This is a genomic window from Xenorhabdus sp. TS4, from assembly GCF_014467265.1.
Taxonomy (GTDB): domain Bacteria; phylum Pseudomonadota; class Gammaproteobacteria; order Enterobacterales; family Enterobacteriaceae; genus Xenorhabdus; species Xenorhabdus ehlersii.
The window spans coordinates 14,982-41,980 of record NZ_NKHQ01000079.1; the positions used below are offsets into that span (position 1 = coordinate 14,982).

Genomic DNA, 26,999 nt, shown 5'->3' on the forward strand with positions numbered 1-26,999 from the left:
AATGCCTGTAATTACTCTTCCTGACGGTAGTCAACGTCAATTTGAGCATGCTGTTTCCGTAATGGATGTGGCTCGTGATATCGGTGCTGGTTTGGCAAAAGCGTGTATTGCTGGCCGCATTAATGGTGAATTGGTTGATGCTTGTGAATTAATCGAGGCCGATGCCAATCTTGCTATTATCACCAGCAAGAATGAAGAAGGTTTGGAAATTATCCGTCATTCATGTGCACATTTGTTGGGCCATGCAATCAAACAGTTGTGGCCTGATACGAAAATGGCTATCGGTCCTGTTATTGACAATGGTTTCTACTATGACGTTGATTTAGACCGCTCTTTGACGCAGGAAGATATCGAGCTGCTTGAAAAACGTATGCTGGAACTTGCTAAAAAAGACTACGATGTCATCAAGAAAAGGGTTGGCTGGCAGGAAGCGCGTGACACATTTGCGGCTCGTGGTGAAGAGTATAAGATCCAGATTTTGGATGAAAATATTAGTCGTGATGATCGCCCAGGTCTGTATCACCATGAAGAATACGTTGATATGTGCCGTGGGCCGCATGTTCCTAACATGCGTTTCTGTCATCACTTTAAACTGCAAAAAGTTGCAGGGGCATATTGGCGCGGTAACAGTGATAACAAAATGTTGCAGCGTATTTATGGTACTGCATGGGCTGATAAGAAACAGCTTAATGCCTATTTACAGCGTTTGGAAGAAGCTGCAAAACGTGATCACCGTAAGATTGGTAAGCAGCTTGACCTGTATCATATGCAGGAAGAGGTACCAGGCATGGCGTTTTGGCACAATGATGGTTGGACAATTTTCCGTGAATTAGAAACTTTCGTGCGCACAAAGCTCAAAGAGTACCAATACCAGGAAGTAAAAGGCCCATTCATGATGGACCGTATTCTGTGGGAAAAAACAGGGCACTGGGAAAACTATAAAGAAAATATGTTCACAACTTCATCGGAAAACCGCGAATATTGCGTAAAACCGATGAACTGCCCAGGCCATGTTCAGATTTTCAACCAAGGGTTGAAATCTTATCGTGACTTACCGTTGCGTATGGCTGAATTTGGTAGCTGTCATCGTAACGAACCATCTGGCGCTTTACATGGTTTGATGCGTGTACGCGGTTTTACTCAAGATGATGCGCATATTTTCTGTACTGGAGATCAGATCCTTCAAGAAGTCAGTAGCTGTATCAACATGATTTATGATGTGTACGGTACATTTGGCTTTGAGAAGATTGTTGTTAAATTATCAACTCGCCCGGAAAAACGTATTGGTACGGAAAAACAGTGGGATGAAGCAGAAGCGGATCTTGCTGAAGCATTAACCCGAAACGGCATTGAATTTGAATACCAGCCGGGTGAAGGGGCATTTTATGGCCCTAAAATTGAATTTACTCTATATGATTGTTTGGATCGTGCGTGGCAATGTGGTACTGTGCAACTCGATTTTTCACTGCCAGCACGCCTGAGCGCGTCATATGTAGGTGAAAATAACGAACGCAAGGTTCCTGTGATGATTCACCGTGCGGTTCTGGGATCACTGGAACGGTTTATTGGTATCCTGACAGAAGAGTATGCTGGGTTTTTCCCAACATGGTTGGCACCTCAGCAGGTTGTCGTTATGAATATTACTGATGGCCAGTCAGATTATGTACAGGAATTGGTAAAAAAACTTCAAGATGCAGGCATTCGTGCAAAAGCAGACTTGAGAAACGAGAAGATTGGTTTTAAAATCCGTGAACACACTCTGCGTCGTGTGCCTTATATGCTTGTATGTGGTGATAAAGAAGTCGAATCAGGAAAAGTATCTGTTCGTACTCGCCGCGGCAAAGATTTAGGTAGCATTGAGGTCAATGAGTTTACAGATAAACTGCTGACAGAAATACGCAGTCGTAATCTTCACCAATTGGAGGAATAAGGTATTAAAGGCGGAAAAAGAATTCAACCGGCGCGTCCAAATCGCATTAATGAAGAGATTCGCGCCTCTGAAGTTCGTTTAACTGGATTAGATGGCGAACAGATTGGTATTGTCAGTCTGAGAGAAGCTCTCGAAAAAGCTGAGGAAGCTGGTGTTGATTTAGTTGAAATCAGCCCAAATGCCGAACCGCCGGTTTGTCGTATTATGGATTACGGCAAGTTCCTCTATGAAAAGAGTAAGTCAGTCAAAGAACAGAAAAAGAAGCAAAAGGTTATTCAGGTTAAGGAAATTAAATTCCGTCCTGGTACAGATGAAGGCGACTATCAGGTCAAACTACGCAACCTGATTCGTTTTCTGGAAGATGGCGATAAAGCCAAAATCACCCTGCGTTTCCGTGGGCGTGAAATGGCACACCAGCAGATTGGTATTGAGATGCTTAACCGTATCCGTGACGATCTGAGTGAACTGGCAGTGGTCGAATCTTTCCCAACGAAGGTTGAAGGCCGCCAGATGATCATGGTGCTCGCTCCTAAGAAGAAATAGTCAGGCAAACAAGTAATGGACTCCAGTTAATTCTGGCTGGAGTCTATTCGCCTTACTAGTTCGTTGTAATTAACAATGCGAAGTGGAAATTAAAATGCCAAAGATTAAAACAGTACGCGGCGCAGCTAAACGCTTCAAAAAAACCGCAAGAGGCGGTTTCAAGCGTAAGCACGCTAACCTTCGTCACATTCTGACTAAAAAATCAACTAAGCGTAAACGTCATTTACGTCCAAAAGGCATGGTCTCCAAAGGTGATCTGGGCCTGGTTGTTGCTTGTCTGCCATACGCATAAGCAATTTTTTAGATTAGAACTCAGAGACGATAGGAGAAGTATATGGCTCGCGTAAAACGTGGTGTTATTGCCCGTGCACGTCACAAAAAAATTCTGAAACAAGCGAAAGGTTACTACGGTGCTCGTTCGCGCGTTTACCGTGTTGCTTTCCAGGCTGTTATCAAAGCTGGTCAGTACGCTTACCGTGACCGCCGTCAGCGTAAACGTCAATTCCGTCAATTGTGGATTGCACGTATCAACGCTGCTGCACGTCAGAACGGCATGTCTTACAGCCGTTTCATCAATGGCCTGAAAAAGGCTTCGATTGAAATCGACCGTAAGATTCTGGCTGACATCGCTGTATTCGACAAAGTAGCATTCGCTGCTCTGGTTGAAAAAGCGAAGGGCGCTCTGGCATAAGTCAGGTTAAAAGAGGGAGCTTGCTCCCTCTTTTACTTTTTTCCAAAAGATTAGATAATATCTGCGATCAGATAGTATTGTGATTCAGATTGCGATTGGTGAATGCAAGAAGGGTACAGGAGAAAGAACGCAAATGATAAAGTTAGCCTTTTTTCGTTTCTTTTTTTACTTTAGCACCTGAGATCAGGGGGCTTCGCGCGTAAGAAAAGAAACGAAAAATAGCGCTTGAGCCTCCAGTGTGGAGGCTTTTTTATTTTTATGGCCTCATTAGTCGATATCATGAGGACATAGTCGATAACAACTAAAGGGCCATCAGGCCAAAGGAAGAGGAAAACGATGTCACATCTTACTGAGCTGGTTGCAAAGGCAAAAACAGCCGTGGAAGAAGCCCAGGATGTTGCCGCGTTGGATTTGGTGCGAGTTGAATACCTGGGAAAAAAAGGCCATTTAACCCTCCAGATGTCATCGCTGCGTGACTTACCAGCCGAGGAACGTCCAGCGGCAGGGGCTGTTATTAATCAGGCGAAACAAGAAGTTCAAGAAGCTTTGAATGCGCGTAAGGCAAAGCTGGAAGCTGACATTCTGAATGCGCGTTTGTCAGCAGAAAAAATTGATGTTTCATTGCCTGGTCGTCGTATGGAAAATGGTGGCTTGCACCCTGTTACCCGCACGATTGAACGTATTGAAACTTTCTTTGGTGAGTTGGGCTTTTCTGTTGAATCAGGTCCGGAAATCGAAGATGACTATCATAACTTTGATGCTCTGAACATTCCTGCACACCATCCTGCGCGTGCTGATCACGATACTTTCTGGTTTGATGCGACGCGTTTGCTGCGTACCCAGACTTCTGGGGTACAGATCCGTACTATGAAAGAGCGTCAGCCCCCAATCCGTATTATTGCGCCAGGACGTGTATACCGTAATGATTACGATCAGACACATACCCCAATGTTCCATCAGGTAGAAGGGCTTATCGTTGATAAAAATATCAGCTTTACCAACCTGAAAGGTACACTGCATGACTTTTTGAATAACTTCTTTGAAGAAGATATGCAGATACGTTTCCGTCCTTCTTATTTTCCATTTACAGAACCTTCCGCAGAAGTTGATGTGATGGGCAAAAATGGGAAATGGTTAGAAGTTTTGGGTTGCGGTATGGTGCATCCTAACGTGTTACGCAATGTTGGTATTGATCCTGAAATCTATTCTGGTTTTGCTTTTGGCATGGGAATGGAGCGTCTGACCATGCTGCGTTATGGTGTTACAGATTTGCGTGCATTCTTCGAAAATGATTTACGTTTCCTCAAACAATTTAAATAAGGCGGGTATATCTCATGAAATTCAGTGAACTCTGGTTACGCGAGTGGGCAAACCCAGCCATTAATAGTGAAGCATTGTCTGATCAAATCACCATGGCTGGTTTGGAAGTTGATGGTGTCGAAAAAGTGGCAGGTCAATTCCACGGTGTATTTGTTGGTGAAGTTGTTGAATGTGGACAGCATCCAAATGCAGATAAGTTACGTGTCACAAAAGTTAATGTCGGCGGCGAACGCCTGTTGGATATTGTCTGTGGTGCACCTAATTGCCGTCAAGGGCTACGTGTCGCTGTTGCTACAGTCGGTGCTGTGCTGCCAGGTGATTTCAAAATTAAGCCAGCGAAATTGCGTGGTGAGCCGTCAGAAGGCATGCTGTGTTCATTTGCTGAACTAGGTATTGCTGACGATCAGGATGGCATTATTGAACTGCCAGCAGATGCTCCGATTGGTGTTGATCTGCGTGATTACATGAAATTGGACGATAATGCGATTGAAATCAGTATTACACCAAACCGTGCTGATTGCCTGAGCATCATGGGGGTTGCCCGTGACGTTGCGGTTATCAATAAATTGTCCATGACAGAGCCGAAAATCGAAGCGGTTAAACCAACTACAGATGCAACATTCCCTATTCGTGTTGATGCTCCTGAAGCTTGTCCGCGCTATTTGGGGCGTGTGATCAAGAATGTGAACGTCAAGGCAATCACCCCATTGTGGATGCGCGAAAAACTGCGTCGTGGTGGTGTTCGTTCCATTGATCCGGTTGTTGATATTACCAACTATGTTTTGCTCGAATTGGGTCAACCATTACACGCATTCGATTTGGAACGTTTGAGTGGTTCAATTATTGTTCGTTTGGCTGAGCAAGGTGAAAAACTCACTCTGCTAGATGGTAATGAAGCCGAACTTTCTGCTGAAACACTCATTATTTCTGATGAAAAACAACCGGTTGCCATGGCAGGGATTTTCGGTGGGGAATATTCTGGTGTTAATGCAGAAACGCAGCATATTATGCTAGAATGTGCATTCTTTGCACCACTGGCAATTACTGGTCGTGCTCGCCGTTATGGTTTGCACACCGATGCTTCTCACCGTTTTGAACGTGGTGTTGATCCACATCTTCAGCATAAAGCGATGGAATATGCCACTCAATTGTTGATCGACATTTGTGGGGGAGAAGCAGGCGAACTCGTTGATGTTACCAGCGAATCTCACTTACCAAAACCAGCAACGATTACGCTTAATCGCAATAAACTGGATCGCTTGATTGGTCATCATATTGCTGATGAACAAGTAACAGATATCCTGATGCGTTTAGGTTGTCAGGTCACTGTCCAGAATGATAGCTGGCAAGCTGTTGCGCCTAGCTGGCGTTTTGATATGCAAATCGAGGAAGATCTTGTTGAAGAGGTCGCCCGTATTTACGGTTATAACAACATCCCTGACGTACCTGTGCGTGCAGATCTGATTATGACTTCACATCGTGAAGCTGATTTGCCACTGAAACGGGTTAAAACCATGTTGGTGGACAGAGGTTATCAAGAAGCGATTACTTACAGCTTCGTTGATCCTAAGGTTCAGAAATATCTTCACCCGCAGGAAGAAGCGTTAATTTTGCCTAATCCAATTTCGGCGGATATGTCTGCAATGCGTTTGTCCTTGTTGACAGGATTATTGACTACTGTCGCCTATAACCAGAACCGTCAGCAAAACCGTGTCCGTTTATTCGAAACAGGGTTGCGTTTTGTGCCGGATGAAAATGCGGAGCATGGAATTCGTCAGGAATTAATGCTTGGTGGCGTTATTGCAGGAAACCGTTTCGAAGAGCATTGGTCGATTGAAAAACAAGCAGTTGATTTCTTTGATTTGAAGGGTGATTTAGAATCTGTTTTAGAACTGACAGGTAAACTGTCTAACATTTCCTTTAAAGCAGAAGAACATCCTGCTTTACATCCTGGACAAAGCGCTGGGATTTATCTGGAAAATAATTACATTGGTTATATCGGTGTTGTTCATCCAGAACTGGAGCGTAAACTTGACTTAAACGGCCGTACCGTGGTATTCGAGTTATTATGGACTGGTCTGGTAGACCGCGCGATCCCTGAGATGAAGGAAGTTTCTCGCTTCCCATCTAACCGCCGCGATATCGCCATCGTTGTGCCTGCAAACGTAGCCGCAGAAGATGTTCTGGCTGAATGTAAGAAAGTTGGCGTAAATCATATAGTTGGCATAAACTTATTTGACGTGTATTGTGGTAAAGGTGTCGCGGAAGGCTACAAGAGCCTTGCTATTAGCTTAATCTTGCAGGATACCATGCGTACACTGGAAGAAGAAGAAATTGCTGCGACCGTCAACAAATGCGTTGCTGCACTAGAACAGCGATTCCAAGCATCCTTGAGGGACTGAACTTATGGCGCTTACTAAAGCTGAAATGTCAGAAAATCTGTTTGAGAAACTGGATATTAGCAAGCGTGACGCTAAAGATCTGGTAGAAATGTTCTTTGAAGAAGTTCGTCGTTCTTTGGAGAATGGGGAGCAAGTGAAATTATCTGGATTTGGCAACTTTGATTTGCGAGATAAAAATCAACGTCCAGGCCGTAATCCAAAAACAGGTGAAGATATTCCGATTACGGCTCGCCGTGTTGTCACTTTTCGCCCTGGTCAAAAATTGAAAAACAGAGTGGAAAAAGCGTTACCCAAAGAATAAATACATAAAAAGGCCGCATCTTGCGGTCTTTTTCTTATCTTCTCTTTCCATTGCACTCAATGGAAAGAGCGCTTATTTTCTAAATGGCCTCACACATGCGTTCTGTTTATGAGTTGATTACCTATCAGAGAAAACGTAACCATCGAGTGATGGCGGCTTTGTCTGTTTTATTCGTTATTCTGTTTATTTTGTCATTATGTGCCGGTGAAATCTGGTTTTGGCCTGATCAATGGTTATCGGAGCCTGCCCAGTTGTTTATTTGGCAGTTGAGATTGCCCAGGGCGATTGCCGTTATGGTGGTTGGTGCGAGCTTAGCCCTGTCAGGAGCAATTATGCAGGCTCTGTTCGAAAACCCGTTGGCGGAGCCTGGATTACTTGGGATCAGTAATGGTGCTGGTGTTGTAGTGGTATGTTTAATACTTATCTTTCATGGCATTGCGCCATTGTGGTTATTAAGTATTGGAGCGGTATTTGGGGCATTTTTCATGACCGCTATTTTGCTGGGGTTTTCCAGAAAACATCAAGTGACCAATACCCGCCTGTTATTGATTGGCGTTGCTTTCGGGGTGATCTTTGGCGCCTTGATGACATGGATGGTCTATTTCAGTACCAGTTTAGATCTCCGGCAATTGATGTATTGGATGATGGGAAGTTTCAGTGGCGTTGATTGGCGTCAAAAATGGCTGATTGTTGCATTGCTTCCCGCCATCTTATGGTTAAGCAGCAAAGGTAACATTTTGAATTATCTTTCTCTTGGGGAGTTACAGGCTCGGCAACTGGGTGTGTCTCACCATAAATGGCGTAATGTATTTGTATCGGTAATCGGGTTATTAGTTGGTTTGAGTGTTGCCCTTGCGGGAGCAATCAGTTTTATCGGTTTGGTTATTCCCCATATCTTGAGATTGATTGGTTTGACTGATCATAAGGCATTACTTCCGGCCAGTGCATTGGCGGGAGGCAGTGGTTTACTGCTGGCAGATTTAGTTTCCCGTCTGTCATTATCTCACGCAGAAGTGCCGATAGGCGTTGTCACCGTAACTTTAGGCTCCCCCATTTTTATATGCCTGTTAATGCAAGATAAGGAGATGAGGGGAACAACATGATCGGTCAGCCGATTTTGGAGCTGGATAATGTTACTGTTAACAACAGATTGAGTTCATTGTCTGGGGCTGTTGCAGCAGGAAAACAAATTCATCTGGTAGGACTAAATGGCTCAGGAAAGAGCACACTACTTTCAGTGATCGCAGGAGTTTTATCCTATAGCGGCACTATTTGTTTGCATGGCCGAAACTTGCAGGATTACCGCCAACATGAGTTGGCAAAGCACCGGGCCTGGTTCTCTCAATCTTCTTCTGTTCCTATCATGCCGGTTTTTCAGTATTTAGATATGTTCCGCCCTGAATGTGCACCCCTGGCACAAAGTGAACATGTGTTGTATGAACTTTGCCAGCAAATGAAACTCCTGCCATTGCTTTCTTCATCGATTGGTCAACTTTCCGGCGGGGAGTGGCAGCGTGTCAGATTGGCGGGCACGTTTTTTCAGATATGGCCGGATCTGAATCCTGATGGGAGTTTACTCTTACTTGATGAGCCGACAAATAATCTTGATATCACTCAACAAGCCATTTTAGATAAGTTAACAAAAAGATTTTGTGCATTGGGGGGAACAGTATTATTGAGTAGCCATGATCTTAATCACACATATGAACAAGCGACAGAAGTATGGCTGCTCTCGCATGGAAAATTGTTAGCATCAGGCATACCACAGAATGTAATGACAGAACGAAATTTATCAGAAATTTTTGAGGTAAATATTGGACATATCAGAAATGCCAGCTATAAATTATGGAGGATCAGCCACGTGTAATTCCTGTAAGTGAAGTCCACCATAATCATTGTTTGCTATCTGTTTTTGGTGCTTGGTTGACCACAATTTGTTTTTCGTTGATGTTTCGTTAAAAAATCATCATCTAGAATCGATTAATTATAAAACAATTTGGGATAGACAAGGCACAAGGCGGTTATGGATAGTTTTTTGCCATTTTCTCGTCCTGCAATTGGCAGCGAAGAGATAGAAGCGATAGAGAAAGTTTTACACTCAGGTTGGATTACTACAGGGCCACAAAACCATCAGTTAGAGCAAGATTTTTCTCTCATGTTTGGATGCAAACATGCTATTGCTCTATGTTCCGCGACTGCGGGAATGCATTTGGCTTTGTTGGCTCTAGGCATAGGCCCAGGTGATGAAGTCATTACTCCTTCCCAAACTTGGGTTTCTACTATCAATATGATTTGTTTGTTGGGTGCTGAGCCTGTCATGGTGGATGTTGACCGTGATACATTGATGGTCAGCGCAGAAACAATCAAAAAAGCGATCACTCCCAAAACCAAAGCAATTATTCCCGTCCATTATGCAGGAGCGCCTTGTGACCTTGACGCTCTGCGCGCTATAGCTCAAAAAGCTAAAATTCCCCTGATTGAAGATGCAGCCCATGCTGTCGGCACCCGTTATAAAAATGAATGGGTCGGAGAGCGGGGTACTGCAATCTTTTCTTTTCACGCGATTAAAAACATGACCTGCGCCGAAGGTGGCATGTTCGTTACAGATGATGATGAACTTGCCCAACGGATCCGTTGTTTAAAATTTCATGGCTTAGCGGTGGATGCTTTTGATAGACAAATTCAGGGCAGGAAACCTCAAGCGGAAGTAATTGAGCCGGGTTTTAAATACAACCTATCGGATATTCATGCGGCGATGGCAGTTGTGCAACTAGGCAAACTGGCATCGATGAATGCACGTCGTCGGCAATTGGTGGCTCGCTATTCTGCTGCTCTTATTAATTCACCGTTGCAAATGCTGAGAGCTCCCGAATATGCGCATTTGCATTCCCATCATCTTTTCATGGTACGAGTTGACAAAAGTATCTGTGGTATTGACCGCGATACTTTTATGGCTCGACTAAAGAATAGAAATATTGGCACGGGTTTACATTTCAGAGCCGCGCATACACAAAAATATTATCGTGAGCGTTATCCACAACTCTCCCTGCCTGTATCTGAGTGGAATTCGTCAACACTTTGTTCATTACCTCTTTTTCCAGATATGAGCAATGACGATGTAGATCGTGTCGTGAATGTGATAACTGAAATTCTTTCGGAGCATAAGTAAGTGACATTTGAGAAGATCAAAAAAGTTTCAGTCGTTATTCCTGTTTACAACGAGGAAGAAAGTTTACCCCAGTTACTGGAAAGAACTCTTACAGCGTGCCAAAAATTAAAACAGAAATACGAATTAATCTTGGTCGATGATGGCAGCTATGATAGTTCTGCCGAGATCTTAACTCAGGCGGCTGAATCTCCAGAAAATCATGTGATTGCGATTTTGCTTAACCGTAATTACGGGCAACATTCAGCAATTATGGCCGGTTTCCATCAAGCTGACGGTGATCTGGTTATTACACTTGATGCTGATTTGCAAAATCCGCCAGAAGAAATTCCTCGTTTAGTTAAAACGGCGGAAGAGGGATATGACGTTGTGGGTACACGTCGTATCCATCGGCAGGATTCTTGGTTCCGTAAAATCGCTTCTAAAATAATCAATGCAATGATAACCAAGGCGACGGGGCGTTCAATGGGGGATTATGGTTGCATGTTGCGCGCCTATCGACGTCACATTATACACGCGATGCTTCAATGTCATGAACGCAGTACATTTATTCCCATCCTTGCCAATACCTTTGCACGCAGAACAATAGAAATTGACGTAGCCCATGCAGAGCGTGAGTTTGGGGATTCTAAGTACAGTTTTATGAAACTGATCAATTTGATGTATGACCTTCTGACGTGCTTAACAACTGCACCATTGCGGTTACTAAGTGTCGCGGGAAGTATCATTGCCATAACAGGTTTCTTGTTGGCGGTGTTATTGATTGTTCTACGCCTTATATTTGGCTCAATGTGGGCTGCTGAAGGGGTGTTTACCCTGTTTGCTATTCTTTTCATGTTCATTGGAGCACAGTTCGTTGCCATGGGACTATTGGGTGAATACATTGGTCGAATATATAACGATGTTCGTGCTCGCCCGCGCTATTTTATTCAAAAAGTGGTCGGAGTTAAGAAGACTAACGACAATCAGGAAGAAAGCTAATGAAAGCAGTTATTTTTGCCTATCACGATATTGGTTGTGTCGGACTTAATGCATTAGTCAAAGCTGGTTTTGAAGTTCAGGCTGTATTCACTCACACTGATGATCCAAATGAAAATCACTTTTTCTCTTCTGTTGCACGTATCGGCGCTGATTTGGGTTTACCCGTGTTTGCGCCAGAAAATGTGAATCACCCGCTTTGGGTTGAACGCATTCGTGAGATGAAACCAGATGTTATTTTCTCTTTTTACTATCGAAACATGCTTGGCCAAGAAATTCTGTCACTGGCTGAAAAAGGCTCATTTAACCTTCATGGCTCCTTGTTGCCGAAATATCGTGGCCGTGCTCCAGTTAACTGGGCAGTACTCCATGGAGAAACCGAAACCGGTGTAACATTACATAAAATGCTGGAGAAGCCGGATGCGGGAGATATTATCGCGCAACAGGTTGTACAGATTGATGAAAATGATACTTCGCTGATAATACATGGAAAAATACGCGAAGCGACAGTTGAATTATTGGATCGCATTCTGCCTCAAATAAAATCAGGTCATTATCCATCAATTCCACAGGATGAAAGCCAGGCAACTTATTTTGGCCGCCGCACCGCTGAAGATGGTGAAATAGTATGGAATAAGTCTGCCAAAGAGATTAATAACTTAGTTAGGGCAGTGACAGAACCATACCCAGGGGCATTTACTTTTCTCGGTGAACGTAAGATTACGATTTGGCGTTCACGGCCACTTAATCAGTCCCACGGAAAACGCCCGGGAATCGTAATCTCGACTGATCCATTTGTGATTGCTTGTGGTGATGGTGCGCTGGAAATTATTAGCGGCCAAGGGGAGTCAGGGCTTTATGTTCAAGGTAATCGATTAGCTCTTGAGATGGGCATTGTCGCAGGGGTTTATGTTGGTCCTAAAGCAACAGCCCAAGTCAGTCGTCGTAAGCGTGTTCTTATTTTGGGCGTCAATGGATTCATTGGTAACCATCTGACTGAACGATTGTTGAGTGATGGCAATTATGACATTTACGGGATGGATATTGGTTCTTCTGCGATTGAACGATTTATTGGTAATCCTCGCTTTCACTTTATTGAAGGTGATATCAGCATTCATACTGAATGGATTGAATATCACATCAAAAAATGTGATGTCATTCTGCCATTGGTGGCAATTGCAACTCCGATTGAATATACCCGTAATCCTTTGCGAGTCTTTGAACTGGATTTTGAAGAGAACCTTAAAATTGTTCGTTATTGTGTTAAATACAATAAACGGATTATTTTCCCATCAACATCCGAAGTTTATGGTATGTGTGATGATAAAGAATTTGATGAAGATACTTCGCGTCTGATTGTTGGACCTATTAATAAACAGCGTTGGATCTATTCAGTTTCAAAACAATTACTTGATCGAGTTATTTGGGCATATGGTACACAAGAGGGCTTGAAATTTACCTTATTCCGTCCATTTAACTGGATGGGGCCAAGGCTGGATAACCTAAATTCAGCGCGTATTGGTAGTTCAAGGGCCATTACCCAATTGATTTTGAACCTGGTGGAAGGTTCTCCAATTAAACTGGTGGATGGAGGAGAGCAAAAACGTTGTTTTACGGATATCCATGATGGTATTGAAGCATTGTTCAGGATCATCGAAAACCGGGATGGGCTATGCGATAGCCAAATAATCAACATCGGTAATCCAACAAATGAAGCGAGCATTCGCCAACTGGCCGAAATGTTATTAGATAGCTTTGAGCAACATGAGTTGCGAGGGCACTTTCCCCCATTTGCTGGATTCAAGAAGATCGAAAGCAGCAGTTATTATGGGCAAGGCTATCAGGATGTTGCACACCGTAAACCCAGTATTAAAAATGCAGAGTGTCTGTTAGGTTGGAAACCCACTATTGATATGAAGCAAACCATTGATGAAACATTGGATTTCTTTCTGCGTGGAGCAGTTGAAGAATCTAAAGGGAAAAACTAAAAAGCTAATTGGAAAACGAGGAAGAGAGTGGGAATAACGTAATGAAAAAAGTTGGTTTGAGAATTGATGTGGACACTTATCAAGGCACTAAGGAAGGTGTACCACGGTTGCTTGAAGTTTTACACAAGCACCATATTCAAGCCAGCTTTTTTTTCAGTGTTGGTCCGGACAATATGGGGCGTCATTTATGGCGCCTGTTGCGTCCGAAGTTTCTCTGGAAGATGCTGAGATCAAATGCGGTGTCTCTTTATGGCCTGGATATTTTATTGGCTGGTACAGCCTGGCCGGGAAAAAAAATCGCAAAAGATTTAGGGCATTTGATGAAGCAAACAATGGATGCAGGCCATGAAGTGGGTTTACATGCATGGGATCATCAAGGTTGGCAGGCAAAAGTAGGGTGTTGGTCGGAGAAGGAATTAACAGAACAAGTGAAGTTAGGTGTTGATGCTTTGGAAAAGGCAACAGGAAAAGCCGTTACATGCTCAGCCGTTGCGGGTTGGCGAGCTGATGAGCGTGTGCTGGCGGTTAAACAACATTTTGGTTTTGATTACAACAGTGATTGCCGCGGAACACATCCATTCAGGCCACTCTTGCCCGATGGACAAGTGGGAACTGTACAAATTCCTGTCACATTACCTACCTATGATGAAGTTGTTGGAACACAAGTCAGCGATGCAGATTTTAATCACTTTATCCTTGAAGCGATTAAAAATGATCATGGGGTTTCTGTTTATACGATCCATACCGAAGTCGAAGGTATGGCGAAATCTTCACAATTTGAGACATTGCTGGACATGCTTCATCAACAAGATATTCAGTTCTGTAAATTAAGCCATTTTTTACCAGAAAATAGGGATACGCTCCCTGTTGGGAAAATTGTTCGTTCGGATTTTCCTGGTCGTGAAGGCTGGTTAGGTTGCCAACAAGAGGTATAACACAGATGTTGAACACCCGAACGAGTAAAGCAGGAGCCGTTCTGATGGCTCTTTTTTTTGTTCTTACTTACTTATTGCCTCTGGATAGTCGTTTATTATGGCAGCCGGATGAAACTCGGTATGCTGAAATTAGCCGGGAAATGCTGCAACGTGGGGATTGGATCGTACCTTACTTCTTGGACATTCGCTATTTTGAAAAACCAGTAGCAGGATATTGGATCAACAACATTAGCCAGTGGATTTTTGGTGACAATAATTTTGCTGTCCGTTTTGGTTCCGTGCTTAGTATCCTAATCAGCGTACTTCTTCTTTATCGTTTAGCAATGATGATGTGGCAATGCCGCCAGACTGCTTTCGTTTCCAGCCTGATCTACATTTCCATGTTTATTGTTTTTTCCATTGGAACCTACAGTGTCCTTGATCCTATGTTTTCTTTATGGATTACAGCGGGGATCGTGAGCTGTTATTGGGCGCTTAAGGCGGTGGCGATCCGAGAACGAATTTTGGCATGGTCTGTTCTGGGGCTGACCTGTGGGATGGCTTTTATGACAAAAGGATTTCTGGCATTGGCGTTACCCGTGATTGCCATGCTACCCATTACGATATACCAGAAACGCTTTTGGGAAATGGTTCGTTTTGGGCCTCTTGCCGTGATTTTTGCTATTTTGATCAGCCTACCGTGGGTGATTGCAATTGCTACGCGTGAGCCGGATTACTGGCATTATTTCTTTTGGGTAGAGCATATACAGCGTTTTGCTTCTGAGAAAGCTCAGCATATTGCACCTATTTGGTATTATTTACCCATATTGATCTTAGGCGTGATCCCGTGGTTAGGATTACTACCAGGTGCTTTAATCAAAAGCTGGAAAGAGAAAAAAAGTCACCCAGAAATGTTTTTCTTGTTTTGCTGGTTTGTTGTTCCATTTGTATTTTTCAGCATCGCAAAAGGAAAACTGCCAACTTACGTTTTACCCTTTATCGGCCCCTTAGCAATGATGATGGCAAAGTATGGTGTTGATTGTGTCAAAAATGGCAACATGAACGTATTGAAAATAAACGGATTGGTGAATGTCTTCATTGGATTGCTTGCCATTTTGGTACTTTTTATTCTGGAAACCTTAAAAGATCCCCCACTTTATCAACCCGACGAATGGCTAAAATGGATTGTGGGAATTATTTCCTTTGGGGTTTGGGGTGGGATTGGTTATTTTTGTTTTATTCGCGAGGGTAAATATTGGCTATGGGCTGCCACTTGTTCAATTATGCTCAACTTATCTATAGGTAGTGCTTTGCCCGATAAGACGATAAATTCGAAACTTCCCCAGCATTTCATTCAGCAAAACGAAAAAGAGTTGGCTGACAGTAAATATATCTTGTCTCAATCTGTTGGAGTGGGGGCAGCGATTGCGTGGGAATTGAAACGCAGTGATATTTATCTGTTTGATCGTCCTGGGGAGTTAGAATATGGCCTTGCTTACCCTGATAGCCAATATCGATATATCACGGAGCAAGAATTTCCTGCGTGGCTAGCGAAAGCACGTAAAAAAGGTCAAGTCGCTATTGTTTTTCTATTACCCTCAGAAGGTGAATTGTCTGAATTACCGGAACCGGATTTTGTGCGTCGTAATCATAGATTCGTGCTTATGATTTATAAGAAACAGCCATGAGCAGCAATATAATATTATTGATTTTGGTTATCTTGCTTACTTGTGCGGGGCAATTATGCCAGAAGCAGGCAGTTATTTGTTGGCAGAAAAAAGATACCCCGCATAAAGTGGTATTGATGGTGATATGGCTATCCAGTGCTATTCTTCTGTTGGGTATAGGAATGATATTTTGGTTACGATTATTGCAATTTTTTCCACTGAGCATTGCTTACCCTATGCTTAGTATAAATTTTGTCATAGTGACTTTGATTGGGCAATTTTTGTATCAGGAAAAGGTGGGGTTAAAGCACTGGATGGGGGTTTTTGCCATTATGTTCGGGATCTTATTGATGAGCTTGAGTCAATGAAAGGTTATCTTTGGGGGATGGCGAGTGTCTTGTTGATCACTGTAGCACAATTGTTATTGAAGTGGGGAGTTGCTCATCTGCCGGAACTTTCGTTATCAATGCATTGGCTGGATATCAACTGGCTTTGGGCAAATCACAATTCTTTGCTGATGATTGTGGCAGGATTGGCGGGGGATATAATATCCATGTTATGTTGGTTTTTCACATTGAAATATCTGCCATTGAATAAAGCGTACCCTATTATTAGCTTGAGTTATGCCTTTGTTTATTTAATGGTGGCTTTATTACCTTGGTTTAGTGAAACTATCTCACTGTTAAAAACGTTGGGCGTTTTTTTCATCTTATTGGGCGTTTGGTTAATCAGTAGACTGGAAACAAAATAGTTAAAGTTTGTCGTTTCTATGTGGTAATTGAGGAAAAATGATGATTGAGGGAAATCGGATAGTAATAAGAATAAGGCATTTATGCTTGTTATTGAGTTTCTTTCTTATTGGTTGCACCAACCCTGTTTCCAAGCCTAATTCGTTTCCGCTGAAGACCGCTCTCTCTGATCCGATAATGGTCATTGCTCAGTTAAAAGATCAACTTGAGCAATGGCAGAATACGCCGTATCGCTATGGTGGCATGGATAGGCATGGTATTGACTGTTCTGGCTTTGTATACCGGACTTTTTCTGATCGTTTTAATATCCAGCTTCCCCGGACAACAAGTGAACAAACCCAAATAGGCACACGGATAAGCCAAGATGATCTGATGCCTGGTGATCTGGTTTTTTTCAAAACCGGCAGTGGAAAAAGTGGGTTGCATGTAGGTATTTACGATACTAACAATGCGTTTATTCATGCATCCACAAGTAAAGGCGTAATACGTTCTTCTCTTGATAATGTGTATTGGCGTCGTGTTTTTTGGCAAGCTCGTAGGATTTAACATCACTTCTATCTCGTTGTTCCGGCAGTGCTTTATGATATCTTAAAGCACTATTATTTTTGCTGGAGTCAAAAATGTCCTCATTACGTCTGTTGTTTTCAGATTCTCATGATCCCTGGTTTAACCTTGCTGTTGAAGAATGTATTTTTCGACAAATGCCTCCAAATCAGCGCGTTTTGTTTTTATGGCGTAATGCCGATACTGTTGTGGTGGGACGGGCGCAGAATCCATGGAAAGAGTGTAACACTCGAAAAATGGAACAAGATGGAATCAAACTGGCTCGGCGTAGCAGTGGAGGTGGCGCGGTTTTTCATGATCTGGGTAATACCTGTTTTACTTTTATGGCAGGTAAACCAGAATATAACAAAATGGTTTCCACACAAATCATCCTGGAAGGTTTGAAAAAAGCAGGAATTCATGCAACCGCTTCTGGTCGCAATGATTTGGTTCTATCTTCCCCGGAAGGGGAACGTAAAATTTCTGGCTCCGCATATAAGGAAACAAAAGACAGAGGTTTTCATCACGGAACGTTGTTGATTAATACAGACCTAAATCGGCTTGCTGATTATCTTAATCCGGATCCTAAAAAGTTACAGACGAAGGGTATCACTTCAGTTCGTTCCAGGGTTATGAATTTGGCTGAGTTATTGCCTGATATCACGCATGAAAGAGTTTGTCAGGGGATTATTGATGCATTTTTTGCATATTTCGGTGAGACAGTCAAAACGGAAGTGATTTCCCCTCAGGTTTTGCCTGATTTACCCGGTTTTAGTGATATTTTTGCTAAACAAAGTAGTTGGGAATGGAATTTTGGTCAGGCTCCTGCATTTAGCCATGTATTGGATACTCGATTCCGTTGGGGAGGAATTGAATTACATGTTGATGTTGAACATGGTGTGATTAGCCGTTGTCAAGTGTTCACTGACAGTTTGGAACCCGCTCCGCTTGAATTATTGTCTGAAAAATTGATTGGAGTACTGTATCAACCAAAAGCGGTTGGGCAAGTGATCCTGCAAATTAGTGAGCAATATTCCCCTCTGGACAGCGAATTGCAGCAATTATACCACTGGTTGGTTAATGAACTGAAGTAATTGAATAACGTTCGATAAAATGTAAAAAATGGCCAACGACAAGGAGATTGACCATAAAGGGTAATACTTAATACCAATATAATTTTGAAGTATAGGCAGACTATTTTTTATTTCGTACTTATTCTTTGCAGTATTTATACTTCGGGATATATTCCTCACAATACAAAAATGTTTTGAACTCAGGCAGATGTCCATTTTCCCGGAATTTAGCGGGCGTAGTATTAAAATGTTTTTTAAATATTCGGGTAAATGTAGCTTGGGAGCTAAAGCCGTATTGAAGAGCAATGTCAAGAATGGGCAAATTACCTTCACGCAAAGATCTGGCTGCTTCATGGAGGCGACGGAGACGCACATATTGACCTAATGTACAGCCTTTCAACTCCTTAAAAATTCGTTGTAAGTGCCATTTTGAATAACCACTTTTATGGGCTATAGCATCTATTTTGATACCTTCAGTTTGTTGAAGTTGGCTTTCTAACCATCTTACAATATCGTTGATAACATTTTCTAACATGTTTACCTTCCACATGGGTGGGGTTTTGCTAAAAATATACTGATAAATAATTAGTTATTATTATGTGAGCCATTTTAAGAATTTCTTTTTTATCGTATACGCAAAATGTGCGGTTTCAGGTTACTAACTGTTACCTATGATTTATTTTTTTCTCTTATAAAATAAACCAGCGCACCAGATGTTCATCAGATTTTAGTGTAAGTGGTATTATGCCCCGCGTTATTAATTATAAACGAGGATATAATGCAATCGGATATTATCTATTTAATCAGAAAACTGGTTTTTTTTATTTTTTACGCATTAGTGATAGCGGGAGTCACTGGTTTACTCTTTTTGGATGTTAATTACCTGAAAAACGGTGTACAGGAAGACTCACTGACTGAGATTTTTCAGGAGTTAACTTTGCTGATTATTGCTGCTTTACTGTTTTATGAAGTAAAGAAAAATGTAAATCTGCGCCCTGCATTGGTATTAATGGCTGGTTTTTTCAGTTGTCTTCTGATTAGAGAATTAGATATCTATTTTGATAATCTCTTCTTTCATGGTGCGTGGTCATGGTTTGCCATTCCACTCGCTTTAGTCTGTATTGGGTATGCCTGCAAAAATGGGTGGCAAACTCTCTCTGGACTCGTCTATTTCACACGTCACCAAAGTTATTCCATGATGGTTTGTGGCCTGTTGTGTGTACTGGTGTTTTCCCGTTTATTTGGCATGGGGGCGCTATGGCAGGGATTGATGGATGAACATTTTAACCGGACGGTTAAAAATATGGTGGAAGAAGGCTGTGAAATGTTGGGTTATGCTCTATGTTTTATTGCCACACTTTGGTATTTGCCTTCAGCCCGCAAACAGCGTATTTATAAAAATATTAATTAATTTCAATCTGTTATGAACTTAATTTTTACTTATTTGAGGCAAATTTCGCCGATCACGGCAAAATTTGCCCTTTTATCTGCATCTCATTAATTAAAAGGGAATAAACGCTAGCCTTTTATTGTCGGAGATAGATCTGTGGCTGATGAGTTTCAGGATGCTGCATAACGCCCAAATCGGCTTGATACCATTGCTTAAGAATATCGTCACGCAGTACATCTTGTGGAGTGCCGGAGGCTACTAGTCGGCCTTTGTGCAACAAGATAATCTTATCGGCATAAAGTGACGCCAGATTCAAATCATGCAGTACACAACAGACAGCGATGGGATGCTTTCGTGTCAGGCGGTGAACCAATCGCAATGTATGTTGCTGGTGATAAAGATCCAATGCTGATGTGGGTTCATCCAAAAACAGACAAGATTCGGTAGGTTTAGGATGCCAAAGTTGAGCTAAAACTCTTGCCAGTTGAACCCGTTGTTGTTCCCCTCCAGATAATTGCTGATAATTTCTGTTTCTCAGCGCTTCACACTCGGTCAATGTAATCGCTTCATCAATAGCGGTTCTGTTGTGGGCACTTTCATGGGGAACACGTCCCATAGCAATAACTTCCTCTACACTAAATGGAAAGGAGAGGGCGCTATATTGCCGCATGACTGCACGAATGCGAGCCAGTTGCTGAGTTGGCCATCGGGAAATGGGAATTCCTTTTAACAGACAATCTCCTGAACTGGGTAAGATATAGCCGGTCAATAGACGTAACAGTGTTGATTTCCCCGCCCCGTTTGGGCCAATAATTGCTACAATTTCCCCTTGACGCAGGGAAAGGGAAACATCCTTGATTATCTGACGCTGCCCGATGAAATAATTTAAATTTTGTGCTTCAAGTAAATTATTTGACATGCTGGGTTCCATTATGAACGATTTCTTGATGGCTTAAGGATAAGCCATAAAAAATAGGGGGCTCCGATCAAACCAGTGATAAGGCCTACTGGCATTTCAGCAGGAGAGACTAATGTTCTGGCTAATGTGTCGGCTTTTAACAGAAGACAGGCACCACCCAGGGCAGATATCGGTAGTAGCCAAGTATGATCCCCCCCAAATCGCTGCCTGGCAAGGTGTGGGATAACTAACCCAATGAAACCAATGACACCAGTCAAAGCAACGGCACATCCGACTAACAAGGCACTTAACAATAATAATTGATATTTGGTGCGTTGGACATTAATGCCTAAATAGTGCGCTTCTTCATCACCCAGTTGCAGCAAATTGAGTTTACGTGACTGACTGATTGTCAGTATACAAACAGGAATAATGAGTGATGCAGCAATAGCGAGTGTTGGCCATTCTATTTGACTGAGTGAACCCATCATCCAAATGGAAAATTGGCGTAATTGTTGGTCGTTACTGATATAGCTCAATACACCAATAAATGACGAACATAGTGCATTAATGGCGATGCCTGCAAGGAGTAGTTTTGACAGGTTGCCGTGGTTATATTTGTTGAGAATGAATATCAGGGACGATACCAATAAACTGCCGATAAACGCTGCAATAATATGTCCGTACAACGCAATGCTGGCAGGTAAGGCGAAAGGCAACACAATAAACATTGCGACGGTCAGTGCTGAACCACTACTGATCCCTAATAATCCGGGATCGGCCAGAGGGTTACGAAATAACCCTTGCATTACGGCCCCAGATATAGCCAGCGCTCCTCCAACGAGGATCGCCAGCAAAATACGTGGTAACCGAATATTTAACCAGATTTGCCACTGTGGATCATCCAAAGAGGATTCCCACAGTGTTTTAAAGGAAAGTGGCAATGCCCCCATATTTGCTGAACTAATTGCCAGCAGGAATAACAATAAGCTCAGTACGATCACACCGAGACTGGGGGAGCGGGAATGACTCATTGCACTTTCTCCGCAGCATCACGGACTTGCTTCATCACAGCAGGCGTTTGCAGACCAAACCCAAGTAGACCCATTTCATCAACAACCACGACCTGTTTTTTCTCTCCTGCCGGTGTGAAATTTAACCCAGGAAGTTGCCAAATTTTATCCATCCCACCCAACGTCTTTAGCCCTTCGGTACTGATTAGCAGTAAGTCCGGCTTGCTGGCAATAACACCTTCTTGTGATAAAGGACGATATCCTTGGAAGCCTTGCATCGCATTTTTTGCACCAATGGCACGAATAATTTGATCGGCTGCGGTTTTCTGACCTGCCGCCATTGGCATGATACCCCCATGACTCATGACAAAGACGATTTTGGTGGAAATATCTGACGTGGTGATATCTGCGAGTTGCTGCCGATATTGGGCAATCAATGCTTCGCCACGTTTTTCCTGGTTGACCGCCTTGGCGACGGTCATGATTTTTGCAGGAACGGCTTCTAACGAGGTTTCGCTGGTCACTTTAATGACTTTTACACCGGAATCTTCGACTTGCTTGAGTGCCAGGGAAGGTTGAGCCGACTCACTTGCAATCACCAGTGATGGGCGCATGGATAGAATCCCTTCTGAATTCAATACTCTCATATACCCGATATCGGGTAAGGAAAGCAGTTCCTTGGGATTTTGGCTGGTACTGTCCCTTGCGACAACGTGCTGTCCTTCGCCAAGTGCAAAAACGATTTCAGACACATCGCCACCAATGGTAACAATGCGTTCAGCAGAGAACACATTGAAAGAGATGGCAAGCATAAATGTTAGAAGCCATTTTTTCATGCTACACAAGTTTCCTGTTCTGGTTGCAGTTTAGGTAAAGCAGCAATTTGTTCACGCCATTGAGCTTGTTCAGGAGTACCTTCAGTGCGTTGGCCGTATAACTGTGCGATTTGGTTGCCATTGGCATCAAACAACTCAAGGCTGGTGACGAAGCCACAATCGGTTGGTTTACGGGTAACCCAGCTTTCTGCAATGGCACTTTCAATCAGGTGCAGAGTGAAATTACGGTTGAAAATGTTGAGCCATTTCTGGGCGGAATTTTCTGCCTGATAAGGCATCAGGCGTTCCAATTTACCCGTGAAAATCTGGACACAACCACGGTTTCCAACAAAGATCATGATTTCATTTTGATCTTTATAGGCAACTTCCACAATTTGAGTGAGTGCTGAATTATCCACACGATAAGCCAAATCATCTTTAACTGCATTGAAAATCTGCTGGCGGCTAAGATTATGACGTTTCATCATGATGAAGAATTGATGAACGTCAGTCATGGCACGCCATTCTTCATCTAGCTGCGCTTTCAGTTGTTCCGTAACTTCTGCATATTCAGGCACTTCTTCCGGTTGAATTTCCAGCGTTGGATTTTCACTAGTCTGATATTTTTCGATCAGTGCATCCCATACAGCCATATCAGTGTTGCTGGTGGCATAGACTTTATGCAACGCATCGCCTTGGCGGTCAAAGAATTGAATGCTGTGACGCACACCATTTTTGGCGGGTTCAACCAAAGAGAAAACGCTGCTCCAGTGGTCGAAGAATAGACGCAAGTCAAGCTCACGCGGATTAAGGATCAAACCAACATGTGGGCTAAATTTGGTATTTTCGTAGCGTCCAATATGCTCATGAACGGCGAAGTCATTACGGGTAATCGCCTTGGTTTCGCCAACTGCTGCCAGTTCCTGAAGCAGGGTAGGAGCGTCAATATTCAAACGTTTTGCGTCGATACCGACACGGCTATGCAATAATTCTCCTTCGCTGACGTTAAGGTAAGCAGCCAGATCGCGTGCATATTTAGCTTTGTTTTCTGCCTTGGCTTGTAGGTAACGTTCATAAAGTGACTGATTCACAGTTGCTAGCTCCTTAAAAAACGGTGTTTAAAAACAATTTTGTTCTAAAATCGAGAGAATAGTCTATTTGTTCTTTTACCACTGGTAGCTTACAAACAGTTTGGCATTACGACCATGCTGTGGCGCTCCCAGTGATGAGTAATAGGCTTTATCGAAAGCGTTACCCAGTACAACGGAGGTAGTTAGCCCTTTTAATGTTCCAGTGCCATGATAGCTAACGTAGAAGTCATTGACGCCATAACCTGCGTATTGAGAAACCTTCCGACCGTATTCATCCCTATTGGTGCCATATACCCCTTTAACTTGGGTATGCTGGGTAAATTTACCGACCCATCCAATAGAAAAATCGGTGTCAGATAATGGAATATCCAATGTGCTGGTTAGGGTATCAGGGGTCAGTGCTCCAATAGATGCCCCAGTTTCTTCGTTCTTACCCGTAGTTCGATTGTAAGCAAGGTTCCAGGAGAACCAATCGGAATCATACGTCATAGAAACATCCCAACCCCAAATTTTGGCTTTTGGAATATTGAAAGATGTCGTAAACCTCATATCAGGTGTTATAGTGAGAGATATGTAATCTTTCGCTTGAGTATCAAAATAACTGGCTTTAAATTTCAGGCCATCGTTGTTGGCAAACAGGTCATCGAAACGCAGCCCGAAACCGTATTCCTGAGTTTCATTGCTTTCAGGGCGTAAATTTGGATTTGGTTTCCAATAATTTGTAATTCCAGGGCCGCCTTTGCCTTTCTTTGGAGGCATATAGAAATGTTCTGAATCGTTATACATTTCACCCATGGTCGGGGAACGGAATGCCTGGGAATAGGAGGCAAATAGCATTGACCAATCTGTGGGGGTAATACTAATAGCGCCTTTTGATGACCACTTATCGGCACTGATGTCGTCATATTTGCTATTTGTGGCTTTGTAATTGTCGTAACGTGTACCCACAATAAATGAAACAGGTAAATCACGCAGGGTCATTTCATCTTGAACCCAGCCAGATGCAAAACGGATATCGGCGTTGGGAAAACCCTTTACAATACTGCTACTTGGCTTTTGTTTTTGTTTATAAGCTTCACCACCATAGGTAAATTGGTGGGCAGCAAAGGCAGTACTTCCCAAATGGGCGCGGTTTTCAAGTTTTATACCATAAGTTTCTTGTTTACGGCCTTCAAAGACCTTGTCTTTGCTTCTGTTATTAATATTTATATCGGAATAATAAATATCTGCTTTGGCGTTTAACCAGCTATATTCTGCAGGATTTAATTGATAAGACAATTTAGCATCACGTTGTGCTGTGGTGCGATCTACCCGTTGACTGTCATCTTTGTCTGGAAGTTGTGGATTTTTCGGTTCATGTGCTTCATTACGGTAATAACGCAAGTTGCCGCTGAGTTTTTGGTTGTCGTCTATTTTCCAAGAGCCTTTTACCAACGCGTTACCAATGGTTTCGTCATTATGATCTTTTACGCCATTACCGAAGCGGATATTGCCCACATCACGGGTGCCAAATGCAACTAATCCATCAAGCTGTTCTGTTTTACCGAATGCAGCTCCCCCAAATCCCAGACTGTGGTCACCGCTCCCTGCGCGGCTAAAGACACGAAAACCAGTATTTTTGCCTTCTTCCAATAAATCTGCGGCATCGACTGTTTGATAGGCAATAACACCACCCAAGGCACCACTGCCATATAGTAGTGCTGATGGGCCACGGACAACTTCCACCTGCTTAATCAAAGCGGGATCGAGGAATACACCATTGAGGTGCCCGGTGTCAGTTCCTTGCCGAATACCATCAACAAGAGTCAAAACCCCTTTTTGGGTATAACCTCGAATGCTGATATCTTGTCCATTGGCACGGCCAATACCAGCGACATCAACGCCCGGAATATTGTGCAGTAAATCATTTGCGTTGCCAGCAACCTGATTGCTGGCTGAATTGCCTTCAATGACTGTCACCATCATAGGGGTTTCAAAGCTGTCACGTTGGTTGCCAGTGGCATAGACAGTTACAGTGTCTTTGGAAGATTTCTCTTTCTTGGAATGTACTGTTTCCGAAGGTACTGTTGTGGCATACGCAGAAGATAAACTCGCGAAGATGAGTGCACTTAATGTAGACAGTTTCAAGTTTGGTGATTTAATTAAAGTCATGCAAGTCAATTTCCATGGTGAAATAGCGTGTTCTTATGAACTCAATTAACTGATATATCACTGTTATTCAGCAGTGAATTTGTTAGATTTTTTATTGCGTCAGAGTTAACAATCAATGTAGTTTATTTTATTGAACAATAATTATTCTGATATTGAGAATAATTATCGTTTCAATGGTGGTTAACTTCAAGTTATTTTTTCTATACCTGAAATTTTGAATTAATATTTTGATTTTAAGGTGTTTTTTTTCTGATTATTGGCTCCCGATAGTCGGTAGGAGCCAAAACAAAGAAAGGATTCAGGAACGATTTCTCATCGCTTCGTCAAGAATATTGATAAATTCTTCCGTATCCTGCCAACCAAGGCATGGATCGGTAATAGATTGACCGTATGTCAAAGATCCTCCCTTGATAACTTTTTGGGTTCCTTCGACTAAAAAGCTTTCAGCCATAACACCAGCAATCGCTGTTGAGCCAGATTGGATCTGTTCACCAATATTTCTTGCTATATCCAATTGACGACGATGAATTTTCTGGCAATTAGCATGGCTGCAATCCACAATCAAACGTTCAGGTAAGTGAAATTCACGTAATTTATGGCAGGTTGCTGCAATATCTTCAGCACTGTAATTCGGTTTTTTCCCACCACGCATAATAATATGTCCATAGGGATTGCCACTGGTTTGATAAATAGTCATCTGACCGTTTTTATCTGGGGACAAAAACATATGCTTGGCTCGTACCGCACGTATTGCATCAATAGCGATAAGCGTATTGCCATCTGTCCCGTTTTTAAAACCAACTGGGCATGACAAGGCAGAGGCCATTTCCCGGTGAATTTGGCTCTCTGTTGTTCTGGCGCCAATCGCTCCCCAACTGATTAAATCGGCAATGTATTGACCAGTGACCATATCCAGAAATTCTGTAGCGGTCGGGACGCCTAATTCATTGATATCAATTAACAGCTTACGGGCAAGGGAGATCCCTTTATTAACCTGGCAAGAGCCGTCTAACATGGGATCTGAAATCAAGCCTTTCCAACCAATAACGGTTCTCGGTTTTTCGAAGTAAGTACGCATCACGATTTCTAGATTTTGCTGGTATTTTTTGCGCAGGGTGCGTAAGCGAGAAGCATAATCAAGGGTTGCATCAGTATCATGAATGGAGCAGGGACCAATAATGACCAATAGACGTTGATCCTCGCCTGTTAGGATGGATTCAATACGCTTTCGTGACAATGTCACATTTTGTAAGATTTTGTCTGATATAGGATATTGTTCTGCAAGCGCTTTAGGTGTGATCAGGCTATCAATGCGGTAGGTTCTTAACTCATCTGTTTTGTACATATACTTTCTTTCTCGGATTCTACTTCATATT

At 42.7% G+C, this 26,999-nt stretch carries 27 protein-coding genes and 1 other annotated feature; of the genes, 20 read left to right on the forward strand and 7 right to left on the reverse strand.

Annotated features, from left to right (window positions below; translation table 11 throughout):
• Nucleotide 1 precedes the first annotated feature (1 nt).
• The 19 genes from thrS (at nucleotide 2) to Xets_RS16245 (ending at nucleotide 18,286) form a co-directional block, all read left to right on the forward strand.
• Complete coding sequence (gene thrS / locus Xets_RS16155; RefSeq protein WP_187652120.1) at nucleotides 2–1,930, forward strand: threonine--tRNA ligase; 1,929 nt, start codon at nucleotides 2–4, stop codon at nucleotides 1,928–1,930.
• Nucleotides 1,931–1,933: 3 nt separating this feature from the next.
• Nucleotides 1,934–2,473 carry a translation initiation factor IF-3 gene (gene infC, locus Xets_RS16160; protein WP_074019479.1) on the forward strand — a complete coding sequence of 180 codons (540 nt, stop codon included), beginning with the start codon at nucleotides 1,934–1,936 and terminating at the stop codon, nucleotides 2,471–2,473.
• A 94-nt stretch (nucleotides 2,474–2,567) separates the two neighbouring features.
• Nucleotides 2,568–2,765: a 50S ribosomal protein L35 gene (gene rpmI, locus Xets_RS16165; RefSeq protein ID WP_187652121.1), complete on the forward strand. Its 198-nt coding sequence runs from the start codon at nucleotides 2,568–2,570 to the stop codon at nucleotides 2,763–2,765.
• Nucleotides 2,766–2,807: 42 nt separating this feature from the next.
• Entirely contained in the window at nucleotides 2,808–3,164 is a 357-nt protein-coding gene (gene rplT / locus Xets_RS16170; protein ID WP_010847342.1) for a 50S ribosomal protein L20, read from the forward strand.
• A gap of 132 nt (nucleotides 3,165–3,296) precedes the next feature.
• Nucleotides 3,297–3,419: a sequence feature (Phe leader region), on the forward strand.
• On the forward strand, nucleotides 3,298–3,345 hold the full coding sequence (gene pheM, locus Xets_RS28740) for a pheST operon leader peptide PheM (RefSeq protein WP_152669842.1): 48 nt from the start codon (nucleotides 3,298–3,300) through the stop codon (nucleotides 3,343–3,345). It overlaps the preceding feature by 48 nt.
• An 81-nt stretch (nucleotides 3,420–3,500) precedes the next feature.
• Nucleotides 3,501–4,484, forward strand: a complete 984-nt coding sequence (pheS, locus tag Xets_RS16180) for a phenylalanine--tRNA ligase subunit alpha (RefSeq protein ID WP_187652122.1) — start codon at nucleotides 3,501–3,503, stop codon at nucleotides 4,482–4,484.
• A gap of 14 nt (nucleotides 4,485–4,498) precedes the next feature.
• A complete protein-coding gene (pheT, locus tag Xets_RS16185; protein ID WP_187652123.1) occupies nucleotides 4,499–6,886 on the forward strand; it encodes a phenylalanine--tRNA ligase subunit beta in 2,388 nt (795 codons plus the stop codon).
• A gap of 4 nt (nucleotides 6,887–6,890) precedes the next feature.
• A complete protein-coding gene (gene ihfA, locus Xets_RS16190) occupies nucleotides 6,891–7,187 on the forward strand; it encodes an integration host factor subunit alpha (RefSeq protein ID WP_099132831.1) in 297 nt (98 codons plus the stop codon).
• Between the two features lie 95 nt (nucleotides 7,188–7,282).
• The gene (gene btuC / locus Xets_RS16195; protein WP_099132887.1) at nucleotides 7,283–8,290 is read left to right on the forward strand and encodes a vitamin B12 ABC transporter permease BtuC; all 1,008 of its coding nucleotides are present in this window, start codon (nucleotides 7,283–7,285) and stop codon (nucleotides 8,288–8,290) included.
• A complete protein-coding gene (gene btuD, locus Xets_RS16200) occupies nucleotides 8,287–9,054 on the forward strand; it encodes a vitamin B12 ABC transporter ATP-binding protein BtuD (protein ID WP_187652124.1) in 768 nt (255 codons plus the stop codon). Before btuC ends, btuD begins: the two co-directional genes overlap by 4 nt.
• A gap of 156 nt (nucleotides 9,055–9,210) precedes the next feature.
• Nucleotides 9,211–10,356 carry a UDP-4-amino-4-deoxy-L-arabinose aminotransferase gene (gene arnB, locus Xets_RS16205; RefSeq protein WP_187652125.1) on the forward strand — a complete coding sequence of 382 codons (1,146 nt, stop codon included), beginning with the start codon at nucleotides 9,211–9,213 and terminating at the stop codon, nucleotides 10,354–10,356.
• Nucleotides 10,357–11,334: an undecaprenyl-phosphate 4-deoxy-4-formamido-L-arabinose transferase gene (arnC, locus tag Xets_RS16210; RefSeq protein ID WP_099132834.1), complete on the forward strand. Its 978-nt coding sequence runs from the start codon at nucleotides 10,357–10,359 to the stop codon at nucleotides 11,332–11,334.
• Nucleotides 11,334–13,319 carry a bifunctional UDP-4-amino-4-deoxy-L-arabinose formyltransferase/UDP-glucuronic acid oxidase ArnA gene (gene arnA, locus Xets_RS16215; RefSeq protein ID WP_187652126.1) on the forward strand — a complete coding sequence of 662 codons (1,986 nt, stop codon included), beginning with the start codon at nucleotides 11,334–11,336 and terminating at the stop codon, nucleotides 13,317–13,319. The genes arnC and arnA overlap by 1 nt, the downstream gene beginning before the upstream one ends.
• 41 nt (nucleotides 13,320–13,360) lie before the next feature.
• A complete protein-coding gene (gene arnD / locus Xets_RS16220; protein ID WP_099132836.1) occupies nucleotides 13,361–14,254 on the forward strand; it encodes a 4-deoxy-4-formamido-L-arabinose-phosphoundecaprenol deformylase in 894 nt (297 codons plus the stop codon).
• Nucleotides 14,255–14,259: 5 nt separating this feature from the next.
• Nucleotides 14,260–15,921 carry a lipid IV(A) 4-amino-4-deoxy-L-arabinosyltransferase gene (gene arnT, locus Xets_RS16225; RefSeq protein ID WP_099132837.1) on the forward strand — a complete coding sequence of 554 codons (1,662 nt, stop codon included), beginning with the start codon at nucleotides 14,260–14,262 and terminating at the stop codon, nucleotides 15,919–15,921.
• Nucleotides 15,918–16,268, forward strand: a complete 351-nt coding sequence (gene arnE, locus Xets_RS16230; protein WP_187652127.1) for a 4-amino-4-deoxy-L-arabinose-phosphoundecaprenol flippase subunit ArnE — start codon at nucleotides 15,918–15,920, stop codon at nucleotides 16,266–16,268. Before arnT ends, arnE begins: the two co-directional genes overlap by 4 nt.
• A complete protein-coding gene (gene arnF, locus Xets_RS16235) occupies nucleotides 16,265–16,651 on the forward strand; it encodes a 4-amino-4-deoxy-L-arabinose-phosphoundecaprenol flippase subunit ArnF (RefSeq protein WP_187652128.1) in 387 nt (128 codons plus the stop codon). Before arnE ends, arnF begins: the two co-directional genes overlap by 4 nt.
• A gap of 40 nt (nucleotides 16,652–16,691) precedes the next feature.
• Nucleotides 16,692–17,195 carry a C40 family peptidase gene (locus Xets_RS16240; protein WP_370588255.1) on the forward strand — a complete coding sequence of 168 codons (504 nt, stop codon included), beginning with the start codon at nucleotides 16,692–16,694 and terminating at the stop codon, nucleotides 17,193–17,195.
• 74 nt (nucleotides 17,196–17,269) lie between these two features.
• On the forward strand, nucleotides 17,270–18,286 hold the full coding sequence (locus Xets_RS16245; protein ID WP_187652130.1) for a lipoate--protein ligase A: 1,017 nt from the start codon (nucleotides 17,270–17,272) through the stop codon (nucleotides 18,284–18,286).
• A gap of 118 nt (nucleotides 18,287–18,404) precedes the next feature.
• Here the strand turns inward: Xets_RS16245 and Xets_RS16250 are convergent, their stop codons facing one another.
• The gene (locus tag Xets_RS16250; RefSeq protein WP_187652131.1) at nucleotides 18,405–18,800 is read right to left on the reverse strand and encodes a helix-turn-helix domain-containing protein; all 396 of its coding nucleotides are present in this window, start codon (nucleotides 18,798–18,800) and stop codon (nucleotides 18,405–18,407) included.
• Between the two features lie 243 nt (nucleotides 18,801–19,043).
• On the opposite strand from Xets_RS16250, the gene Xets_RS16255 reads away from it, so the two are divergent.
• A complete protein-coding gene (locus Xets_RS16255; protein WP_099132842.1) occupies nucleotides 19,044–19,676 on the forward strand; it encodes a hypothetical protein in 633 nt (210 codons plus the stop codon).
• A gap of 115 nt (nucleotides 19,677–19,791) precedes the next feature.
• On the opposite strand, the gene Xets_RS16260 is transcribed toward Xets_RS16255, so the two are convergent.
• The 6 genes from Xets_RS16260 to Xets_RS16285 form a co-directional block, all read right to left on the reverse strand.
• Entirely contained in the window at nucleotides 19,792–20,586 is a 795-nt protein-coding gene (locus Xets_RS16260; protein ID WP_099132843.1) for a heme ABC transporter ATP-binding protein, read from the reverse strand.
• A complete protein-coding gene (locus Xets_RS16265) occupies nucleotides 20,586–21,587 on the reverse strand; it encodes an iron ABC transporter permease (protein WP_099132844.1) in 1,002 nt (333 codons plus the stop codon). Before Xets_RS16265 ends, Xets_RS16260 begins: the two co-directional genes overlap by 1 nt.
• Nucleotides 21,584–22,402, reverse strand: coding sequence for a hemin ABC transporter substrate-binding protein (locus tag Xets_RS16270; RefSeq protein WP_187652133.1), 819 nt, complete (start codon nucleotides 22,400–22,402; stop codon nucleotides 21,584–21,586). Before Xets_RS16270 ends, Xets_RS16265 begins: the two co-directional genes overlap by 4 nt.
• Nucleotides 22,399–23,472: a hemin-degrading factor gene (locus Xets_RS16275; protein ID WP_099132846.1), complete on the reverse strand. Its 1,074-nt coding sequence runs from the start codon at nucleotides 23,470–23,472 to the stop codon at nucleotides 22,399–22,401. Before Xets_RS16275 ends, Xets_RS16270 begins: the two co-directional genes overlap by 4 nt.
• Nucleotides 23,473–23,547: 75 nt before the next feature.
• Entirely contained in the window at nucleotides 23,548–25,623 is a 2,076-nt protein-coding gene (locus tag Xets_RS16280) for a TonB-dependent hemoglobin/transferrin/lactoferrin family receptor (RefSeq protein ID WP_187652134.1), read from the reverse strand.
• Nucleotides 25,624–25,921: 298 nt separating this feature from the next.
• The gene (locus tag Xets_RS16285) at nucleotides 25,922–26,968 is read right to left on the reverse strand and encodes a 3-deoxy-7-phosphoheptulonate synthase (protein ID WP_099132848.1); all 1,047 of its coding nucleotides are present in this window, start codon (nucleotides 26,966–26,968) and stop codon (nucleotides 25,922–25,924) included.
• Nucleotides 26,969–26,999: the final 31 nt, after the last annotated feature.

What these genes read in the sequence shown, in the direction of transcription:
- thrS (WP_187652120.1), top strand. Translation starts at nt 2, where the DNA reads ATGCCTGTAATTACTCTTCCTGACGGTAGTCAACGTCAATTTGAGCAT.
- rpmI (WP_187652121.1), top strand. Translation starts at nt 2,568, where the DNA reads ATGCCAAAGATTAAAACAGTACGCGGCGCAGCTAAACGCTTCAAAAAA.
- rplT (WP_010847342.1), top strand. Translation starts at nt 2,808, where the DNA reads ATGGCTCGCGTAAAACGTGGTGTTATTGCCCGTGCACGTCACAAAAAA.
- pheS (WP_187652122.1), top strand. Translation starts at nt 3,501, where the DNA reads ATGTCACATCTTACTGAGCTGGTTGCAAAGGCAAAAACAGCCGTGGAA.
- pheT (WP_187652123.1), top strand. Translation starts at nt 4,499, where the DNA reads ATGAAATTCAGTGAACTCTGGTTACGCGAGTGGGCAAACCCAGCCATT.
- ihfA (WP_099132831.1), top strand. Translation starts at nt 6,891, where the DNA reads ATGGCGCTTACTAAAGCTGAAATGTCAGAAAATCTGTTTGAGAAACTG.
- btuC (WP_099132887.1), top strand. Translation starts at nt 7,283, where the DNA reads ATGCGTTCTGTTTATGAGTTGATTACCTATCAGAGAAAACGTAACCAT.
- btuD (WP_187652124.1), top strand. Translation starts at nt 8,287, where the DNA reads ATGATCGGTCAGCCGATTTTGGAGCTGGATAATGTTACTGTTAACAAC.
- arnB (WP_187652125.1), top strand. Translation starts at nt 9,211, where the DNA reads ATGGATAGTTTTTTGCCATTTTCTCGTCCTGCAATTGGCAGCGAAGAG.
- arnA (WP_187652126.1), top strand. Translation starts at nt 11,334, where the DNA reads ATGAAAGCAGTTATTTTTGCCTATCACGATATTGGTTGTGTCGGACTT.
- arnD (WP_099132836.1), top strand. Translation starts at nt 13,361, where the DNA reads ATGAAAAAAGTTGGTTTGAGAATTGATGTGGACACTTATCAAGGCACT.
- arnT (WP_099132837.1), top strand. Translation starts at nt 14,260, where the DNA reads ATGTTGAACACCCGAACGAGTAAAGCAGGAGCCGTTCTGATGGCTCTT.
- arnE (WP_187652127.1), top strand. Translation starts at nt 15,918, where the DNA reads ATGAGCAGCAATATAATATTATTGATTTTGGTTATCTTGCTTACTTGT.
- arnF (WP_187652128.1), top strand. Translation starts at nt 16,265, where the DNA reads ATGAAAGGTTATCTTTGGGGGATGGCGAGTGTCTTGTTGATCACTGTA.
- Xets_RS16240 (WP_370588255.1), top strand. Translation starts at nt 16,692, where the DNA reads ATGATTGAGGGAAATCGGATAGTAATAAGAATAAGGCATTTATGCTTG.
- Xets_RS16245 (WP_187652130.1), top strand. Translation starts at nt 17,270, where the DNA reads ATGTCCTCATTACGTCTGTTGTTTTCAGATTCTCATGATCCCTGGTTT.
- Xets_RS16250 (WP_187652131.1), bottom strand. Translation starts at nt 18,800, where the DNA reads ATGTTAGAAAATGTTATCAACGATATTGTAAGATGGTTAGAAAGCCAA.
- Xets_RS16255 (WP_099132842.1), top strand. Translation starts at nt 19,044, where the DNA reads ATGCAATCGGATATTATCTATTTAATCAGAAAACTGGTTTTTTTTATT.
- Xets_RS16260 (WP_099132843.1), bottom strand. Translation starts at nt 20,586, where the DNA reads ATGGAACCCAGCATGTCAAATAATTTACTTGAAGCACAAAATTTAAAT.
- Xets_RS16265 (WP_099132844.1), bottom strand. Translation starts at nt 21,587, where the DNA reads ATGAGTCATTCCCGCTCCCCCAGTCTCGGTGTGATCGTACTGAGCTTA.
- Xets_RS16270 (WP_187652133.1), bottom strand. Translation starts at nt 22,402, where the DNA reads ATGAAAAAATGGCTTCTAACATTTATGCTTGCCATCTCTTTCAATGTG.
- Xets_RS16280 (WP_187652134.1), bottom strand. Translation starts at nt 25,623, where the DNA reads ATGACTTTAATTAAATCACCAAACTTGAAACTGTCTACATTAAGTGCA.
- Xets_RS16285 (WP_099132848.1), bottom strand. Translation starts at nt 26,968, where the DNA reads ATGTACAAAACAGATGAGTTAAGAACCTACCGCATTGATAGCCTGATC.